At 54.9% G+C, this 18,364-nt stretch carries 15 protein-coding genes; 13 read left to right on the top strand and 2 right to left on the bottom strand.

What is annotated here, in order from left to right:
* The first annotated feature begins 198 nt into the window (after positions 1-198).
* From GA0061077_RS04340 to GA0061077_RS04280, 13 genes are all read left to right on the top strand, one after another.
* Positions 199-1,338: a 3-deoxy-7-phosphoheptulonate synthase gene (locus GA0061077_RS04340; protein ID WP_091847916.1), complete on the top strand. Its 1,140-nt coding sequence runs from the start codon at positions 199-201 to the stop codon at positions 1,336-1,338.
* A gap of 245 nt (positions 1,339-1,583) precedes the next feature.
* Positions 1,584-2,696, top strand: coding sequence for a 3-deoxy-7-phosphoheptulonate synthase (locus GA0061077_RS04335; RefSeq protein ID WP_234696526.1), 1,113 nt, complete (start codon positions 1,584-1,586; stop codon positions 2,694-2,696).
* Between the two features lie 95 nt (positions 2,697-2,791).
* Entirely contained in the window at positions 2,792-3,484 is a 693-nt protein-coding gene (gene mtnN / locus GA0061077_RS04330; RefSeq protein WP_091847745.1) for a 5'-methylthioadenosine/S-adenosylhomocysteine nucleosidase, read from the top strand.
* A 415-nt stretch (positions 3,485-3,899) separates the two neighbouring features.
* Positions 3,900-5,024 (top strand): phosphate ABC transporter substrate-binding protein PstS, encoded by a 1,125-nt coding sequence (locus GA0061077_RS04325; protein WP_091847744.1) that lies wholly within the window; start codon positions 3,900-3,902, stop codon positions 5,022-5,024.
* Positions 5,025-5,206: 182 nt separating this feature from the next.
* Entirely contained in the window at positions 5,207-6,097 is an 891-nt protein-coding gene (gene pstC, locus GA0061077_RS04320) for a phosphate ABC transporter permease subunit PstC (RefSeq protein ID WP_311389054.1), read from the top strand.
* A gap of 107 nt (positions 6,098-6,204) precedes the next feature.
* Positions 6,205-7,188 carry a phosphate ABC transporter permease PstA gene (gene pstA / locus GA0061077_RS04315; RefSeq protein WP_234696525.1) on the top strand — a complete coding sequence of 328 codons (984 nt, stop codon included), beginning with the start codon at positions 6,205-6,207 and terminating at the stop codon, positions 7,186-7,188.
* Positions 7,189-7,273: 85 nt separating this feature from the next.
* A complete protein-coding gene (pstB, locus tag GA0061077_RS04310; protein WP_091847742.1) occupies positions 7,274-8,053 on the top strand; it encodes a phosphate ABC transporter ATP-binding protein PstB in 780 nt (259 codons plus the stop codon).
* Between the two features lie 240 nt (positions 8,054-8,293).
* On the top strand, positions 8,294-9,688 hold the full coding sequence (locus GA0061077_RS04305; RefSeq protein ID WP_091847741.1) for an NCS2 family permease: 1,395 nt from the start codon (positions 8,294-8,296) through the stop codon (positions 9,686-9,688).
* A 424-nt stretch (positions 9,689-10,112) separates the two neighbouring features.
* The gene (gene rplJ, locus GA0061077_RS04300) at positions 10,113-10,634 is read left to right on the top strand and encodes a 50S ribosomal protein L10 (RefSeq protein WP_091847740.1); all 522 of its coding nucleotides are present in this window, start codon (positions 10,113-10,115) and stop codon (positions 10,632-10,634) included.
* A gap of 118 nt (positions 10,635-10,752) precedes the next feature.
* Positions 10,753-11,136 carry a 50S ribosomal protein L7/L12 gene (gene rplL, locus GA0061077_RS04295; RefSeq protein ID WP_091847739.1) on the top strand — a complete coding sequence of 128 codons (384 nt, stop codon included), beginning with the start codon at positions 10,753-10,755 and terminating at the stop codon, positions 11,134-11,136.
* Between the two features lie 269 nt (positions 11,137-11,405).
* Positions 11,406-13,157 carry a variant leucine-rich repeat-containing protein gene (locus GA0061077_RS04290; RefSeq protein ID WP_143249603.1) on the top strand — a complete coding sequence of 584 codons (1,752 nt, stop codon included), beginning with the start codon at positions 11,406-11,408 and terminating at the stop codon, positions 13,155-13,157.
* Positions 13,154-16,771, top strand: a complete 3,618-nt coding sequence (locus GA0061077_RS04285; RefSeq protein ID WP_091847737.1) for a helicase — start codon at positions 13,154-13,156, stop codon at positions 16,769-16,771. Before GA0061077_RS04290 ends, GA0061077_RS04285 begins: the two co-directional genes overlap by 4 nt.
* Complete coding sequence (locus tag GA0061077_RS04280; RefSeq protein WP_407640889.1) at positions 16,771-16,971, top strand: hypothetical protein; 201 nt, start codon at positions 16,771-16,773, stop codon at positions 16,969-16,971. Before GA0061077_RS04285 ends, GA0061077_RS04280 begins: the two co-directional genes overlap by 1 nt.
* 63 nt (positions 16,972-17,034) lie before the next feature.
* Here GA0061077_RS04280 and GA0061077_RS04275 read toward each other — a convergent pair whose 3' ends face one another.
* Together GA0061077_RS04275 and GA0061077_RS04270 are read right to left on the bottom strand one after the other, a co-directional pair.
* Positions 17,035-17,805, bottom strand: a complete 771-nt coding sequence (locus GA0061077_RS04275) for an SAF domain-containing protein (protein WP_091847735.1) — start codon at positions 17,803-17,805, stop codon at positions 17,035-17,037.
* Positions 17,806-18,045: 240 nt separating this feature from the next.
* Positions 18,046-18,249 carry an FmdB family zinc ribbon protein gene (locus GA0061077_RS04270; RefSeq protein WP_091847913.1) on the bottom strand — a complete coding sequence of 68 codons (204 nt, stop codon included), beginning with the start codon at positions 18,247-18,249 and terminating at the stop codon, positions 18,046-18,048.
* Positions 18,250-18,364 lie beyond the last annotated feature (115 nt).

The raw sequence follows: 18,364 nt of genomic DNA, 5'->3' as shown, positions 1-18,364 counted from the left end.
TCGCGAAACGAACTCGATTGTTGCGGGGCCCGGAGGGCACTCGCGGAAGGAAGCAGACGCTCTCGCGCTTTTCATTTCTTCCCATGCCTGATACGTGATCATCCGACCCGCATCGCAACGTCGGATGGATTATAATAAGCAACCTATTGCCGGGGTTAGGCCGGCGGACAGTATCCGTGCAATTGCAGGAAGGGAATGATGCCGATTATGCGAGGGCCGGAAAGCTCCGAGGATATGCGACGTTTGGATGAAAGTGCCGTATATCCCGAAACGGTAGATGTCAATATTCGGCAGCTTGATCCGATTCCCGCACCGCGTGAGTTTTTGAAGGAACAACCGTTGACCGGGCCGATGAGTGATCTGGTGCTGAAATCACGCCAAGAGATTCGCAATATCTTGCATGGTCGTGACGATCGCCTGCTCGTCATCGTCGGCCCGTGCTCGATACATGATCCGAAGGCCGCCAAGGATTACGCCCAACGTCTGGCTCAGGTCAACGAGGATCTCAAAGACCGCTTGATGATTGTGATGCGCGTCTATTTCGAGAAACCGCGCACCACCGTCGGATGGAAAGGCTTAATCAACGACCCAGATCTCGACGGCGAATTCAATATTCGCAAAGGCATGTATCTGGCTCGCAAAGTTCTCTCGGACGTTTTGGAAACAGGCCTGCCCGCAGCTACCGAATGGCTTGACCCGATTACCCCGCAATATATCTGCGATATGGTCAGTTGGGGAGTCATCGGAGCACGCAATACGGAAAGTCAGGTGCATCGCGAGTTGGCCAGCGGGATGTCGATGCCGATCGGATTCAAGAACTCGACCGACGGGTCAGTCAAGGCTGCCGCCGATTCCTGCTATACCGTAGCGAACGAGCATCATTTCCTTTCGATCAATCTCGACGGTCGCGTGATTTCAGCACAGACCAAGGGCAATCCGGACTGCCATATCGTTCTGCGCGGTTCCAGCTCCGGCTCCAACTACGATCGCAAGTCTATTGTCGATGCATTGGAAACGTTAAAGCAGTCAAAGGTCACCGGTCCCAGCGAGCACGGTTTGGTCATCGATGCGGCCCATGGCAACTGTGGCAAGGACGAGGTGCGTGAGGCTGAAGTTGTCGAGGAAATCGCCGACAGGTTGTCCAAAGGCGAGTCGGGCATCTTTGGAGTGATGATGGAAAGCAACATCCGCGGTGGGCACCAGTCGCCCGCTCCGCTTGACCAGCTGGTCTACGGCCGTTCAATCACCGATGCCTGTGTTTCTTGGGAACGCACGAACGAACTGTTACATATCTTGGCAGATGCCATCACCGCCCGCCGTAAGCTTGACGGCGAGTAAGACATATCTGCGCGTGGCGTAGGTGTGGTGCGCGTCCGAGCGGTTATCGGCACTTAGGACGATTGCTTCACGAGATAATTGGGTGTCGTATTATGAGGAGGCGTGCCCTATCCCGGAGCGGGTATCTATCCGTTTGGAGCAGAGCGTTGGCTTTTGATGAATTGGTGGTGGGATTGATGAATGATGGCAATTCGGATGATGAACGTCGCAATCTGGAAGTGACGTCGAATAATGACGGGAAACCGATGAAGATCTCCAAGGAAAGGTGTTGGGAAGACGAGGTCGGCGTGAGTCGAATCATCAATCGCCGTGTTTTCGAACTGGAGCCGTTGCCTACACCTGCTGAGGTACTTTCTCAGATGCCGCTGGATACCGAAGCCACCGATTTGGTTGTTCGTTCCCGCAACGAGATCCGCGATTGTCTGTATGGCAACGATGACCGCTTATTGGTCATCACCGGTCCGTGCTCGGTTCACGATCCGAAAGCGGCGGTTGACTACGCTCGCCGTCTGGCCGTGATGAAGGATCAGCTCGGTGATCGTCTGGTCCTTGTCATGCGCGTCTATTTTGAGAAACCACGCACCACAGTGGGATGGAAGGGACTGATCAACGACCCGGACATCGACGGCAGCCACAATATTAAAAAAGGCATGCTTTTGGCACGTAAGATTCTGATCGACGTGCTGAGCGAAGGTGTTGCAGTCGCTACCGAGTTTCTTGAACCAACCAGCCCGCAGTACATATCCGATGCGGTCAGTTGGGGCGTCATCGGTGCGCGCAATACCGAGTCGCAGATTCATCGTCAGCTTGCCAGCGGTCTTTCCATGCCTATCGGCTTCAAAAACGCGACGGACGGTTCCGTCAAGGCTGCGATCGACGGCTGCTACACCGCCACACAACAGCACACTTTCTTTGGCATCGACCACCTGGGACGGGCGAGTGCTGTTGAAACCTTAGGCAATCCGGACTGTCATGTTGTACTGCGTGGCTCATCTAGCGGTCCGAACTATGACAGCGATTCCGTCCGCGAGGCGATGATGACGATCCGCGCTCAAATGCCGGAAGGCTCCGCCGCATCCCAGGGTTTGCTGATTGATTGTTCACACGGCAATTCCGGGAAGGACGAAATTCGTCAGGCGCAGGTCGTCCGTGAGTTGGCCGAACGCCTCTCTTCCGGTGAGCGAGATATTACGGGATTGATGATGGAAAGCAATATTCTTGGCGGCAATCAACCAGCAGCTCCGCTCTCACAGCTCGAATACGGCAAGTCGATAACAGACAGATGTATCGTTTGGTCCGAGACGGAGCGTCTGTTGCGTGAGCTCGCCGCTGCGGTGGATGCTCGTCGCGTCGCCTGATCCATTGGTATCTGGAAACCCCGTGCTTATGCAGGGGTGGTTAGGACCAGTGGCACGTATAGCCTGAATTTGGAGTCAATAAGAAACGAGGAAATATGAAAACTGTAGCCATTATCGGGGCAATGGAAGAGGAAATAGCGCTGATCGCCAAGTCACTGGAAGAGGTCAAGCACGACAAGACCGCCAGCCTAGACGTCAACGTCGGTAAGCTTACCTGCAAATCCGGTGAGCGCATCGCTGTCGCAGCAACCGTCGGTGGCATGGGTCTGGTCAACGCCGCTGCCACCACGCAGTATCTCATCGACACATATCATCCCGATGCCATCATTTTCTCAGGTATCGCCGGCTCGCTTAACAAAAGCATGCACATTAACGACGTTGTGCTCGGTGGTACGTTGCGCTACCTCGATTCCGATATGCGCATGATTGCCCAGTGGAAGCCCGAAACCGAAGAATTCCATAGTGATCCGCACCTGCTTGAGGTGGCTGATGCGGCTCTTGACGAGTTGGGGATTCATCATATGACCGGCGTTATCGCCTCCGGCAACAATTTCATCGGCACTCCCGAACAGGCTGCTGTCGTGGCCGAAGCGACGCATGCCGACGCAGTGGAGATGGAAGGTGCATCCGTGGCCCATGTCGCCGCCCGCAACGATGTACCGGCTTTGGTGATTCGTGCACTTTCTGATGAGGCCGATACCGAGTACGAACAGTTCACTGAATTCGATATCTCCGACTTTGCCGACACCGCCGCACGTCTCACCGTCGACATCGTCACCCGTCTCTAAACGCTGACCACGATACGTGTGCCAAGGTGGCCGATGTTCGATCAAGGCGCATGCCCAGCAGGTTGCGACATGCGCCTAATCGCTGGCTGGTCTGTTCGCTCAATGAGAAAAAACGAGTTTTGGCTGTACTGATTTTGATTGGTTTGCAGGGCGTTGGTCGGTGTGACTGAAACGGATTGGTCGGTGCCATAGTCGATTTTTGGTCGGTGAAGCATGGCACGAAGAATGATGTATCAGTGCTTTTTCGTGTCCATGAAACGTCACTATCCGGCAAAAGGTCGGAATTCGTACCCAGTGAGGTCGGTGGGTGAAATACCGATTAGTCGGTGAGCTCAATGATGTGGAGATATGAAAAACGCAAGATATCCGGTTGCGACGGCAGACTTTCTGTCATAATTGAACGGTGAGCAACATCATGCACAGCACAATGCTGAAGCGCATCATCGCCGTTGTTTCTTCGTTGGCGGTGACCACGGCGCTTGCGGCCTGCGGTGACAATACCGTTCCGGCCGGTTCTTCCAATGCCTCCAAGGGTAAGTCTTCCGGCATTGCCGGCGAGTTTCATGGCGCAGGGGCTTCCTCTCAGCAAGGTGCGGTAGAAGCTTGGATCGCGACCTATCAGGGCACGCACCGCCACACGAAAATTGCCTACAACCCTTCCGGCTCAGGTGCCGGTGTCAGCACGTTTGTCACCGGAGCCATTGCTTGGGCGGGAACGGACGCTCCTCTTAGTGACCAGCAGATCGAGCAGTCGAAGTCCGTTTGTAAGTCCGGCAGCGCCTTCGATGTACCTGTCTATGTGTCGCCGATTGCCGTGACGTTCAACCTTAAGGGTATTTCCGGTGAGGGCAAGCATCTGAATATGGATGCCGGAATTGTCGCCGGTATCTTTGACGGGAAAATCACCCAGTGGAACGATGAGGCCATTAAAGCCCAGAACCCCAAGGTGAGTCTGCCCGCAACGCCGATCACTGTGGTGCATCGCTCAGACAAATCGGGTACCACCAATAATTTCACTTCCTATCTCAAGGCGGCCGCTCCTAACGATTGGCCCCACGAAGCGCAGGAAAACTGGCCCAATGAAGTCGGTCAGGCCGCCAAAGGCACTGATGGCATAATCAGCAGCATCGGTCAGGCGGACGGCACCATCGGCTACGCCGACGAGGCCAAAGTGGGCGATTTCGGTACGGTTGCAGTCAAAGTCGGTTCCGATTATGTTGCACCTTCCGCACAAGCCGCGGCGAAAACGGTTAATGCTTCGCCACTGCGCGCAATGCCAAAAGGAAGCAAACGCGTTGTGGTCGATGTCGACTATGCCACCACCACCGCGGGCAACTATCCGGTGGTCTCATCGTCCTATGCTGTGGCGTGCCCGGCCTATAAGGATGCTAAAACAGGAGCGTTCGTTCGTGATTGGCTCGATTACATCCTCAGCGACAAAGGACAGGAAGTTGCTGCCGAAAACACCGGTTCTGCGCCGCTTGGTGGAACGCTGACGCAGAAGGCTTTGAAGTCAGTCAGTGAGATACGCGCAAAATGACCGGATGGCCGTGCCGGTTTTCCGTGCGGTCCGGCAAGCTTCGAACTTCGGAAGTCAGGAAAAGCATGACGGATGCATCTGAATATGACAGGGCAGAGAAAGATATGGGCGTAACTGTCGATACGCGCAACGCAGACGCAAAAAACGAACCGGATGCACACAGCCATGACGGGATTTTCCACATGGCGGCGTTGTTTTGCGGGGCACTGATATTGGTCGCCTTGGGGGCGGTGGTACTGTTTCTGCTGTTGCGGGCATGGCCGATTTTCGCCGGTCCCCGCTCCCAGACAGAGGCCGTGTTCACCTCTCTGAGCGGCGGTAAGGCTCACGGGTTCTTGCAGTATGTTGGTCCTCTGATTTTCGGAACGGTTGTCATTGCCGCCCTCGCATTGGTTATCGCATTCTTCGTCGCCGTCGGGGTGGCGCTTTTCATTAATTTCTATGCACCCAGACGCGTCGGTACCGTACTCAATTACGTCGTGGATTTGCTGGCAGCGATTCCATCGGTTATTTATGGTCTCTGGGGTGCGTTGATATTGGTCCCCGCGATGTACCCGTTCTGGAACTGGGTCTCCATGCATCTGGGATGGATCCCGATGTTCGCCGGTCCGGCCGCCAATCCGCCGCGTACTGTCGCCAGCGCCGCTGTGATTCTTGCCATCATGATCATGCCGATCATTACTTCCATGGCTCGCGACATCCTCGCTCAGACGCCACGCCTCAACCAAGAGGCCGCGCTTGCTTTGGGCGCAACCAAATGGGAAATGATCAGGCTCACCGCATTGCCGTTCGCCAAGTCCGGCATGGTGTCAGCCTCGATGCTTGCGCTTGGCCGCGCGTTGGGGGAGACCATGGCCGTGATGATGGTGCTTTCACCGGGCATGACGTATTCATGGCATTGGCTGCAGGCCTCGAAAAGCCAGACCATCGCTGCCAATATCGCCGCGCAGTATCCTGAAGCGGATTCGTTGGGTGTTTCTGCGTTGATTGCTACGGGTCTGGTGCTCTTCGTAATCACCTTCGTGGTCAATCTCATCGCCCGCCGTATCACCAAGAAGGGAGGTGCGCGATGAGCCCGAACAAGAACGGCAACATCAGCACGACAACCGACTTGCGCGATTCATCAGATGAAACCGCCAAAAACTCCGTGCTGACGGCCAGCGCTTCTCAATCTGTCGACGTGTCGGCCAACGTCTCTTGCGAATCGGCACCCGTGACTCCGGACTTCTCGAAGTTCGCTCCTTCCGACAGCTTGCTCAAACGACGCGAATGGAAGAGCCGGATCATGGCGGGCATCATCACCGCGGCTTTTGTCATTGCCATGATTCCTTTGGTTTCGGTGCTCTGGACAACCATTGCTCGCGGTGTCAAGCGGTTGAATCTGAATTTCTTGGCCTACAACATGTCCGGTGTCATCGGCGGCATGCCGACACCTTCCGGCGGGCACGGCGGCATCGAACATGCGATTATCGGCACGTTGGAAGTCACATTGGGTGCGATGGTCATTTCGGTGCCGATCGGCTTGATGTGCGCAATCTATCTAGTAGAGTATGCCCGTGGTAGCAAAATCGCAAAGGCCATCTCGCTGCTGGTCAACGTGATGAGCGGCATCCCATCGATTGTCGCCGGTCTCTTCGCCTTTTCTCTGTTTACAATTCTGTTGGGACCGGGCGTTTCCAACGGTTTTGAAGGTTCGGTCGCGCTTTCTATCCTGATGATTCCCACCGTGGTCAACTCAAGCGTGGAGATGCTGCACGTCGTTCCGGACGACCTGCGTGAGGCCTCATATGCATTGGGCGTCACCAAATCTCGCACCATCATCAAGGTGGTTCTGCGTACGGCCTTGCCCGGCATCATCTCCGGTGTGGTCCTGGCCATCGCGCGTGTCATCGGTGAAACCGCACCGCTTCTAATGACCGCCGGATTCATCGTCACCACCAACTGGAACCTGTTCAGCGGTCAGATGACCACGCTGCCGGTGTTCGTTTACCAGGAATACAGCAAGATGTCCGTCACTTGCCCGCCCAGTGCCGGTTCCGAGTGCGTGTCCAGCATTCCTTCGGAGCGCGCTTGGGCCGCTGCGCTGGTGCTTATCGCGATTGTTCTGGTTCTCAACCTTATTGGCCGTCTGATTCAACGCTTGTTCAGTGTGGAGGCAAAATAATGCGATCAATCTCGTTCATGTTCTGTTCGTTCAGGGATATTCCTGCGAGCGGCCAGCGTCATTTACTTACAGAAAGCGAGTAAACATGGGTCAGCGTATCGATGTCGAGCATCTGAACGTTTACTACGGTGATTTCCTTGCCGTGCAAGACGTCAATCTCAATATCCAGGCCAACAAGGTTACCGCATTTATCGGGCCCTCCGGTTGTGGCAAATCCACGGTTCTGCGCACGCTCGACCGCATGCACGAGATCACCCCCGGTGCCCGTGTTGAAGGCAAGGTGCTGCTGGATGGCCACGACCTGTATGGCAAGGATGTTGACCCGGTGGCGGTTCGCCGTGACGTCGGCATGGTCTTCCAGAAGGCCAACCCATTCCCGACGATGTCCATTCGTGAGAATGTCCTTGCTGGAATCCGTCTGAACAACCGTCATATCTCCAAAAGCGACGCGGACGAGCTGGTGGAGTGGGCCCTGCGCGGTGCAAACCTCTGGAACGAGGTGAAGGACAGGCTTGACAAGCCGGGCGTCGGTCTTTCCGGCGGTCAGCAACAGCGTCTGTGCATCGCCCGCGCCGTCGCGGTGCATCCCCAGGTGCTGCTCATGGATGAACCGTGTTCCGCGCTCGATCCGATCTCCACACTTGCCGTCGAGGATCTGATAAACGAACTCAAGCGCGACTACACCATCGTCATCGTCACTCACAACATGCAGCAGGCTGCCCGTGTGGCCGATTACACCGCCTTCTTCAACCTTAAGGCCGTCGGCAAGCCCGGTCATCTCGAGTACTTCGCCGACACGACGACGATGTTCAACAACCCGCAAAACGAAGAGGCCGAGCGCTACATCTCCGGTCGTTTCGGCTGACAGACGCTTTTTTCTTTCGGTGGTGCAGATGTCCGACGATTCTGGTCGGGATGATGGCTATGACAAGTGATATGTTTGCCTTGTCCGTGCAAACGGATGAGTCGCAGCAACCTCAGTGTCGTCAATACGGTCCATCAGTTTCATGAAGTCGACGGTCTTAGTGATGTTAGCGTTGTAGCCGCGACCTCCTGTTCCTGTCGGTTTCTGACTTGGCGATGCATAAACCAAGAAAAGAGCAAGATGGACAGGTTCTTCCACCTCAAAGAAAATCACACGACGGTATCTGCTGAAATCACGGCGGGTATCACTACGTTCTTCGCGATGAGCTATATCATCGTCGTCAATCCTCAAGTTCTGAGCACCACCGGCATGCCATGGGGTGCGGTATTCCTTGCCACCATCATCGCTTCCGTCGTGGGAACGCTGGTAATGGGTCTGTTCGCCAACGTCCCTTACGGACAGTCCGCGAGCATGGGCCTTAACGCCTTCTTTGCCTACACCATCTGTGCGGGACTCGGTTTCAGTTGGCAGGAAGCCTTGTGCATGACATTCCTGTGCGGCCTGATCAATATTTTGGTCACTGTCACCTCGATTCGTAAGCTCATCATCGCCTGTATTCCAGAATCGTTGCAGCACGCCATCGGCGGCGGCATCGGTCTGTTCGTGATGTACGTGGGCATGCTCAATGTCGGTTTTATTTCCTTCACCCCCGGAGATCCCAAGGCTGCGGCCAAAGGCGGGCCGATTCATGCGACGCCGGGACTCGCATCGTTGAACAACCCGGAACTGTGGCTGTTCCTCATCGGTTTGACCATCGCCATTGTGCTTACGCTGCTCAATGTTCGCGGTGCTCTGCTGATTTCGATCATCGCAACCGCCCTCATAGGCGTTCCCTTCGGCATCACCAACATGGCCAACTCCATGTCCATCGGGACCACGTTCTCCCAGCTTCCCACCACCTTCCTTGCGATTTTCAGCTCGGAAGGGTTCCCGTCGCTGTTCAGCAATCCCGGTCGTCTCCCGTTGGTAATCGTCACCATCTTCGCCTTCTCTATGTCCGATATGTTCGACACCATTGGCACGTTGGTTGGCACTGGACGTAAAACGGGCATCTTTTCCAATCAGGACATCCAGAACATGGCCAATGGCCACGGGTTCAGCTCTAAGATGGACAAGGCGTTGTTCGCCGACTCCATCGCCACATCGGTCGGCGGCCTGTTCGGCACCTCCAACGTCACCACATATGTCGAATCCTCGGCGGGCATCGCTGCCGGCGGTCGCACAGGCCTCACTTCGGTGACCGTGGCACTTTGCTTCTTGGTCTCGATGTTTCTTTCACCTCTGATTTCGGCCATTCCTTCCGCTGCTACGGCTGGCGTTTTGGTTGTGGTCGGCTGCATGATGGCCTCCAGTTTGAAGGAAGTGAAGTGGGGAGATCTCGCCGAAGCAATCCCTGCCATCTTCGCCTCGGTGTTTATGGCGCTTTCGTATTCGATTTCCTATGGCATCGCAGCTGGTTTTGTGATGTACTGCCTTGTCAAGATTTGCAAGGGCAAGGCACGCGAGGTGCACCCAGTGATGTGGGTGGTCACTGCGCTGTTCATTCTTGACTTCGCGCTACAGGCTGTTCTCTGATCTACCTAGGTTATAAGTAGTCGCGGGCGCAATCGGGATCATCTCGACTGCGCCCGCTTCCTTGTTTGGCAAGCATTCGAACGTGAAAACAAAAATACGATTAAGTGATGGCAAGAGTGCCGTAAGCCTCGTGCATGCTGAATTCCGTGCGCGTGTCGTGAGGTCTGCACAGTTACGTATAGTTGGACCTGTAAACCACAGACTGTTGGTTGGAGGCGTCAGCCTCTCGAAGTTTGGTTCGCCAAGCCAGCATAGGTTGAATGTCATAAGCCTCGTAAAAGGTGGGTCGCGTAAGCGGCCAGTATGGTGCTCTGCCTGTGCGCAGAGCATTTTTTGTATCGTCGTGATTTCACGGCACCGCAATGTGTCCTACGGCTTGGCATTCACGACTTCCCAATCAATGGTCGACTCAGGAAGGAACGCCATGAAAAGGCCCGATAAGGCAAAGGCGATCGCCGAGCTTACGGAACAATTCCGTAATGCAGACGCGGTCTACCTCACCGAGTACCGCGGGCTTACCGTTCCGCAGATTTCCGATCTGCGCGAAAAGCTAGGCCGCGATACTTCCTACTCAGTGGCTAAGAACACGCTCGCCCGCATCGCTGCCAAAGAGGCCGGGTACGAGGGCTTCGATGAAGTGCTCCACGGTCCCTCTGCAATCACTTTCGTACAGGGTGATTACGTCGAGGCTGCGAAGGTCCTGCGTGAATTTGCCAAGAAAAACAAGACCCTCGTCATCAAGGGTGGTTTCGCAGACGGAACCATGTACGATGCCGCTGGTTTCGAAAAGCTCGCGAACCTCGAGTCTCGTGAGACCCTGCTCGCGAGGATGGCAGGCGACCTCAAGGGCTCTATGTCCAAGGCCGCTCGCACGTTCGCCGCACTGCCTACCAAGACTGTGCGCACGATCGATGCTCTGCGCGAGAAGCAGGAAAAGGCTGCTTGATTTCCGTGTGGCTTCGGCCGCGTAGATTCCAAACAGTTACAGTAAATATTAACAATATTTAAAAATTTAGGTGACGTAATCAATCAATATTCGTCGCCATGATTGAAAGGAAGCCATTATGGCTAAGCTCTCAAGCGATGAGCTCCTCGAAGCGTTCAAGGAAATGACTCTGGTTGAGCTCTCTGAGTTCGTCAAGAAGTTCGAAGAAGAGTTCGACGTCGAGGCTTCCGCCCCGGCCGTTGCCGTTGCCGCAGCTCCTGCTGCTGGCGCTGGTGCTGGTGAGGACGAGAAGACCGAGTTCGATGTGGTCCTTTCCGCCTTCGGCGACAAGAAGATCCAGGTCGTCAAGGCCGTCAAGAACATCACTGGCAAGGGCTTGGCTGAGGCCAAGGCTCTCGTCGACGGTGCTCCTGCCACCATCCTCGAGAAGGCCAAGAAGGAAGATGCCGACAAGGCTAAGGCTGAGCTCGAAGAGGCCGGCGCAACTGTCGAACTCAAGTAGTTCTTCACTGCGGACGATAGCGTCGGCCGCCTAGAGTAACCAGCGCTCTCGAATTCGTGAAGATATCAACAAACCCTGTCTGCGGACTTTCCGCTTACAGGGTTTGTTCGTTTTGTCGGCTATCGTAGAGATATGAGTTTGCTTCACCTGCGGGCAGGTATTAGGGCATGAATAAATTTTGTCAATCTTTGACGGTTCTTTCGTAGCTTAGATGTAAACATGGCAGAATTGCAGTAGCGTGAACATGACGGATAAGAGGAGGCCACAAGGTGTCTGATCGGCGAACGATGAAACATTGGGTCATCAAGGTCAATGGTTCCACAAAGGCTGATGTCGGCCCAGGTGAAAACGTTGAGATCGGCCGTAGACCGATACGTCCTGTTGCGGATGACGGCCATCGCCGGCTGGAGATAAACGATAAAAGCCGTTCTGTTTCGAAGCGTCATGCCTTGTTCGCTGTTGCGGAAAACGGCGGGGCATCAATCACCGATCTTAATTCCACGAACGGGTCGTACGTGGTGAACGGCGAAGGGTTGAGACGTCTTGAGCCTAATAAGGATTTCATCTTCCCAGATTCCCCCATGCGTCTGCAATTTGGTGATGTGCCCGTCGATTTCGTTCGGATTGAGACCGAGGAGAGTGGGGATGGCGAGCAGCAGGTTTCAGATTTGTTCGATTATGCTTCTAGCGGGGCGGGCAATCCTGATGTTGAGCCGCACATGGCGAGCATGTCTGTCGATGACATCCTTAACTTGCGTGCGGGGGAGCCGACGACCGCTTTCAGCGCTTCGGATGTTGCGACTCGGCTTCAACGTGCCGCTTCGTCTTTTGAGAATGAAATCGATGAGTCGTCTGAAAGCGTTCCTTCACACTCTGTCGATAAAGCCTCTGTATTGAATGAAAAAAAAGTTACTGCCGATGATGTAGCCTCGGAAAAGCGTTCCGAGTCCGGGACAATGAATCCGAATGAAGGTCGTCCGGTTGACCGCATCTCTCTTAATGTGATGGGTCCGGAGACCCAGGCTGCAGATGTCAAGGCGCGAGATTTGTTCAAGGATGCCATGGAGAACGGTTTGGGGAATCAAACTGCCCAGGGTGTCGATGCCGCTCAGGCGCAAAGTGCATCGCAGCTCGGTGAAACAGTAAACCCGGTTGCAGCTGAGAAATCGGTGATCGATCTGCCGCCGAAGCAGAAGTCGGCAAAACAGGATTCTTCGATCGCGTCTCGTCGCGATGAGACCCAAGCCCGGTCCGCCGCTCAACCGGTCCAGACACAGGCATCAGTTCAAACTGTAGCGCCACAACAGAAGGGTAACGATGGTGTGGCGAATGGTGTCGACTCGTCGGCACCCGGTAATGACGGTGTTCGCACCGGCGCCGTCCAGCACGCTCCCAACCTCGGTGAGGGTGCTGATAGCGGTCGCATGGTCGAAGACAAATCGAAGGCAACCGCGAGCAACGATCAACAGAAGTTGAGTCCGTTCTCACGTTCAGAAGCCGGTGAGGTGTTGTTTGTCCCCATGGAGGAAAACTCCACGTCGGGTGCCCAGCGAGGTGATGGGCAAAATACCGTCTCAACCGTGCAGACAAATGTTGATGCAACTGCTGAAAGCAACACTGAGCGCAATAAATTCATGCGCCCGGTGATGAGCGAAGCGGATGGAACTCTTTCCGGTCAGGCCACCAGGATTGCTGAGACGCAGGCATTCAAACCGACGTTCGAGCCCGGATCGGTTTTTGAAAAGGTTTCAAACGGAGAATTTCAGCAGAAAGCCCCGGAAGTCGAAGTTGAGGGCATGAGTTCAGATGAGGCGAAGCAAACCACGGACTTTTCCAAACAGTTCGAAATGGCAAAGCACCCGCAGCTGCTGCCTTTCTTGGCGATGAATCCTTCACTGTATGGTGATTTGTATGAATGGCTTTCCGCGATTGGCAATGATGATGTCGATGCTGCACTCGCCAACAATTCCGGCTATAACGAATATCGTAATAAGGCTGCAGAGGGACGTGAACAACAATGAGTGATACGAAACAGGCAAGCAACGGCATCAAACGTATGCGCCAGTGGTACGACGACTATCGCAGCGGGCTGCTTCCTTCTCCCTTGGAGGATGTCGGCCAACTCACCGCGCAACTTGATCTGACCCACGCTCACCCTTCTGGCATTGCGCAGCTTTTTGCAAGTGGTCATACAACACTTGACGCCATGTTCCGCGATGCCGGCATGCTTCGCGCGGCCGGACGGCGACTCGAGCGTGTGTTGGACGACAAAGCGGTAAAAACCCGGGTTTCGGGTGTGGCTGAACTTTCTCTTGTGGTTGGTGTGGCCGCCTGGAAAGGCAACTCCGTGCCAGTGTTGCTCTATCCGGTTGAGGCATACCGCAAACCGGGTGGGAGGGAGACGGATGCCGTCATCCGTTTTACGGGCCACGTCAGTCTCAACCCCGCTTTTACCACTGCGATGCACGAACAGCACATCATCATTGATGAAGCGGCGCTGTTCGACGGCAGCAATTACGTCAGCGGGACGCCGGATACCTCATCGGTTTTCACGGCCATTACGGAAGAGGTCAAGCCGAAGCTAACGGATTTTGATATCGAGCGCAACATCATGCTTGGTTGTTTCATGGATCCGTCCACCAAGATGCTTGCCGAAGGACGTCGCATCATCGAGGCATTGGAAAAAACGCCGAGCGGCAATGTGGTTCTGGATGCGTTGGCAGGTAATGACGAGTCGGCAAGTTCTCTGAAAGACAGCACCTTGGCTGGCTATAGTCCCTTCGATGGCGATCCGCACGGTGAACATGAAGTTGGCGATGTCGACAACGTGGCTCGATATGCCGCCAATATGGCGGCACAGGATCATTCGTTGTTCGTCAATGACATGTGTGATTCGGATACCGGTCAAATTGCCGCTGCCATCGCTTCGCGTTGCATCGCCGAAGGGAAAACGGTGCTGTATGTTCCCGGTGTAGCCGAACAGAAGAAGCAATTCACCCAGGTCATGGATTCCAATTCATTGGGCAACCGCATCATCGATATGGCAAACCCGAAGGGTGCGCAGGAGATTGACCGTGAACTGATTGCTGCTGTGGGCTACCAGCCGGGAGCCTCCACAGCACGTTTTGATCAGGTGTCCGACGAACTGGTCGGTGTGCGCTCGCGGTTGACCCGATATCTCGGTGATCTGCACGGCGTCAGCAAGGAATGGGGCGTTTCTGCGTATCAGACCATCCAGAACCTTGCCAGCATTTCGGCGATGCCCACCCATCCGGCTACGCATGTGCGACTCTCCAAGGAAACCGCACGGTCCATTGCTCCGCACATGAAAGACTGGACGAAGAAACTGCGTAAGGCCGGGGAATATGGCGAATTCACCATCGGGCCGGAAGATACGCCTTGGTACGGGGCTTCGCTGTTCTCGGAGAGCGACGCGGTCGCTGCCTACCAGAATGTTGAGAATCTCCTACAGCGGTTGTTGCCGGCGACACGCGATCAGGTCGCTTCCGTCGCTGAAATCTGTGGTTTCCCTGTCCCCAGCACCGTCAAGGAGTGGAGCGGCCAGGTCACGGTCCTTAAGAATCTGCGACGTGTCCTTGACGTTTTCCAGCCTGAGATTTTCGAGCGTGACATCAATTTGATGATCGAGGCCAGCAAACCGAAAGCGCAGCGAAAAGCCGAAGGTACCACCATGGGCTTCTGGGAACGTCGTCGGCACATCAAGGAAGCCAAGAGCCTGTTGCGCGCCGGTTCTCAGGTTGAGGATCTGTATAAGGCACTGCAGGTGGTGGCCAAGCAGTCGGAGCAGTGGCACGAGATTGTGCCTCACGGAGGTTGGCCTGTTCTGCCGCCGAAGCTTGACGTTATTGTCGAAACACAGGAAGCCCTCATGCGGGGTGTTACTGCGCTTGATGCCGTACTGGCCACCACCATACTGGGCAGTGACCTCGAATCGGTGGATCTTGCTCAGCTCGAAGAGCGTTTCAAAGCACTTTACGCCGATCGCAAGGCGCTCGACACCCTGCCCGGACGTGCTTGCCTTGAGCGTGAATTCCACTCCATCGGACTTGGCGCACTTATCGATGACATGCGTACCCGCCGGGTGGCTGTGGATGCCGTGGAAGGTGAGCTTCAGCTTTCTTGGTGGACCACGGTCTTCGAAGACATCGTGCGTTCCTCTGCGATTATTTCGAACCAGGACGGCTCTGCGTTGCAATCGGCCGCCGATCGGTTCGCGCAGGTCGATATCGACCACGTTAATTCCATTGGTCCGATGATTGATCAAGAGTCGATGAGGCGCTTGTGCGACCTGCTGTTCTCTCATACACAGGAAGCTAATCAGCTGCATACGCTGCTGGCAAGCAATTCCCGCGTGCCGCTGAGTCGTGTAGCTCGTGAATATTCCCAGATACTTGGGGCAACCAAACCCGTTATTATGGCCACTCCTTCCACTCTTGCGGTGTTGAGCGACCCCGCCCCGCTTGCTGATGTCGCAATTGTCGACGCAGCTTCTCATATGCCGTCGCTTGAATTGTTGGGCATTGCTATTCGCACCAAGCAAATCGTTGTACTTGGTCATAAGCCCACCATTACTTCCGAAGCATTGAAGACGTTGGTAAACATGTTGCCCGAGGTGACGGTCGATGCACATCCGGTCTGCAGGGATCCTCGCCTTTCGACGTTCCTTGAGGAACAAGGGTATGGCAGTGTTCCGAGGGATATTTGCACCGAAGCCATGCAAGGCTGGACTCGTTTCCATGGGGTCAAAGCGAACGGTGTGCCGGTGCTGTCCACCGGTTTGGTTGAAAGCAGCCAACAGGAGATTGACGAAGTTATCTCCATCATCAAACAGCGGGCCGCAAGTTTCACCGTCGTTCCTGCGGGATATCTACTTGCCGTGGTCACCCTGACTCCGGTCTTCCGCACCAGGCTTGGCAGTGAACTCAAATCGCTGGCTGTTAAGAACGAGGCGATGGGTCGATTCCTGAGGCATGTTCGACTGGTCGACATTGATGAGGTTGCTGGGGTGCGTGCCACTGATGTTATTCTTTCGCTTTGCTTTGCAAAGACCGCGCATGGACGGTTGCTCCAGCAGTTCGGCGCGCTTGAGGGTGAGGGAGGCGACGGCAAATTGCTTGATGCGCTTGCCTCGTCTTCTCGCAATGTCGATATTGTCTCTGCATTCAGTGCCGAAGATATGGAAGACGATCGCCTGCACCAGCCAGGTCCGAAGTTGTTGAAGGTCATGCTCGATTGGGCTGAACACTTGGGTACGGGAATGGTTCGCCCGTCGCCGTCTCTCAAGGGAGACAACATTCTGTTCAATGACTTGGCTGATCGTATTCGTGCGCGCGGATTGAAGGTTGCCGCCAATTATGGTTTCGAAGGCGGAATCTCCATTCCGCTGGTTGTCGGACTCAAGGACAAGCCGTTCTCGTTGGCGGTAATGACCGATGACGTGCAGACCATGGCCGTTCAGTCCACTCGCAAACGTCATCGTGTCATTCCTCAAGATCTTACTGCCTTGGGCTGGTCGGTGATGACGGTATGGAGCGTTGCGGCATTCGTTAATCCTGAAAAGGAAGTCGACCGCATCGTTGCCCGTATCAGCGATATGTACCGTGAGGTTGGCTGATGGCCTACGATTCACAGCGCCGTTCTCCACGTGGTCATAAACGTGTGGTGCGTGCCGGCGCGGAGCGTTTTGACATCGATGGTGTGGAGGTTGACGCTTCGGACAGCGATGTGCGCAGCAGCAAGCAGAGTGAAGACGACAGTCGCATTTTGCGTGAGCTGCCTCCGCATTGGGGTATATTCAGCGAACGGGACTGTTAATATCGATATCCGTTGATGTGATGGGCGAAGGCTTTTGGCCGACGCCCATCATTTGTTATCGGGTCACAATTTGGCCGCCATAATTGGCATGCGATCTTGCACTGCCATCACTCGCGAGGCATCTTGGGGTGGCATCGCCAGTTGCAGTGTCGTGACACCGCCGCTATCTCGTTGCGAGTTGCCGGTCACGGTTGCTTTCGGCGCAAGTGTGCAGGTCTGACCTGTTGATTCCATGGGGACAGACCTGCTGTCCGGTGTGTCGCGGTTGTCGTTCGATACATCGTTCGGAGGATATTCATCTGTTCCAGCATCGGCAGGGTCCGCGTTGCTGTCCTGATCCGGCCGTTGATCCGGCTGCTGAACGATGGGGTTGGGTACCGATTCGCATCCCGCACTGCCTACGAGAGACACTTTGTCTCCGGGAATCAGCGAAGTATGCGATCCGCTCATACGCACATCGATAACCGTTTCCCCATGCGTGATCATGGGTGTCGGACGGACCATGGATTGCATAATGACGCTTCCGGCAGCGATATCTACTTGTGCCACCAACCCTTTTGCTTCTTCGTCGGAGCTGAAGACCGCTGACAACGCTGGGCTCTCAGGTATTTGCACCTGTTTGGTGTCCGAGATGCTAATGGTATGGCCACGGCTGATGTTGTGTGTGGCCGTGACCGCCGATTTGGTGGACAGGGTCCCCGCAATCGATTGCAAAGCGAAAAATACCGCAAGACCTGCGCAGAGTGCTCCCAGCACGGTTCGTATCTGACGCATGTTTCGACGCTGCTTGAGTGTCGGTGTTTGTTTACCTAAATGAGAAAAAATGGTTTTCATGCCTTTATGATGGCCTATCAGCGTATTGTTTCGAAGCAAAAACAAGCAGTGTGGTCGAACGCTAGGGAATGATGCACATTCCGACCGACCTGCTGTGGACGGCACCGAAGTTGTGTCCACAGCAGCAGTGAAACATCTGAAATCAGCTCGGCGACAAAAGCAAAAACCGATGTCCTACAGGGTATCGGTTTTTCGCGGCGCAATCGTCAATACGAAGCATTGCGCCTGTTTTCAATAGTGTTATTTCTCGGAGGAAGAGGATGAGCCGCCCCTGTCGGTGCGGTAGAAACCATGTCCTTTGAACTTGACGGGAACTGACGAATAAACTTTGTGAACCTGCTCTTCGCCACATTTGGGGCAAACGGTGATGGGGTCGTCGGAAAATGACTGCTGCTCGGTGAAGTCGTATTCACAATTCTTGCAACGATAATGATAAGTAGGCAACGGTCCCTCCACAAAAGTAAAAACTCAATAAGATAATGCTTCATATCCTAGTCCATGCCCAGACCCCCGTTCATCACTGGTGAAGCACGGTGAACCGTACGTTCCTACCCAGTTC

This window comes from Bifidobacterium commune (genome assembly GCF_900094885.1).
In the GTDB taxonomy this organism is placed as follows: Bacteria; Actinomycetota; Actinomycetes; order Actinomycetales; family Bifidobacteriaceae; genus Bifidobacterium; species Bifidobacterium commune.
The sequence above is the reverse complement of the archived record's forward strand: the minus strand, read 5'-3'. Positions and strand labels throughout refer to the sequence as shown.

Bases quoted from the DNA above. Each gene is read 5' to 3' on its own strand.
- GA0061077_RS04285 (WP_091847737.1), top strand. From the start codon at position 13,154: ATGAGTGATACGAAACAGGCAAGCAACGGCATCAAACGTATGCGCCAG.
- GA0061077_RS04275 (WP_091847735.1), bottom strand. From the start codon at position 17,805: ATGAAAACCATTTTTTCTCATTTAGGTAAACAAACACCGACACTCAAG.
- rplL (WP_091847739.1), top strand. From the start codon at position 10,753: ATGGCTAAGCTCTCAAGCGATGAGCTCCTCGAAGCGTTCAAGGAAATG.
- GA0061077_RS04280 (WP_407640889.1), top strand. From the start codon at position 16,771: ATGGCCTACGATTCACAGCGCCGTTCTCCACGTGGTCATAAACGTGTG.
- GA0061077_RS04325 (WP_091847744.1), top strand. From the start codon at position 3,900: ATGCACAGCACAATGCTGAAGCGCATCATCGCCGTTGTTTCTTCGTTG.
- pstB (WP_091847742.1), top strand. From the start codon at position 7,274: ATGGGTCAGCGTATCGATGTCGAGCATCTGAACGTTTACTACGGTGAT.
- GA0061077_RS04305 (WP_091847741.1), top strand. From the start codon at position 8,294: ATGGACAGGTTCTTCCACCTCAAAGAAAATCACACGACGGTATCTGCT.
- pstC (WP_311389054.1), top strand. From the start codon at position 5,207: ATGGCGGCGTTGTTTTGCGGGGCACTGATATTGGTCGCCTTGGGGGCG.
- mtnN (WP_091847745.1), top strand. From the start codon at position 2,792: ATGAAAACTGTAGCCATTATCGGGGCAATGGAAGAGGAAATAGCGCTG.
- GA0061077_RS04335 (WP_234696526.1), top strand. From the start codon at position 1,584: ATGAAGATCTCCAAGGAAAGGTGTTGGGAAGACGAGGTCGGCGTGAGT.
- rplJ (WP_091847740.1), top strand. From the start codon at position 10,113: ATGAAAAGGCCCGATAAGGCAAAGGCGATCGCCGAGCTTACGGAACAA.
- GA0061077_RS04340 (WP_091847916.1), top strand. From the start codon at position 199: ATGCCGATTATGCGAGGGCCGGAAAGCTCCGAGGATATGCGACGTTTG.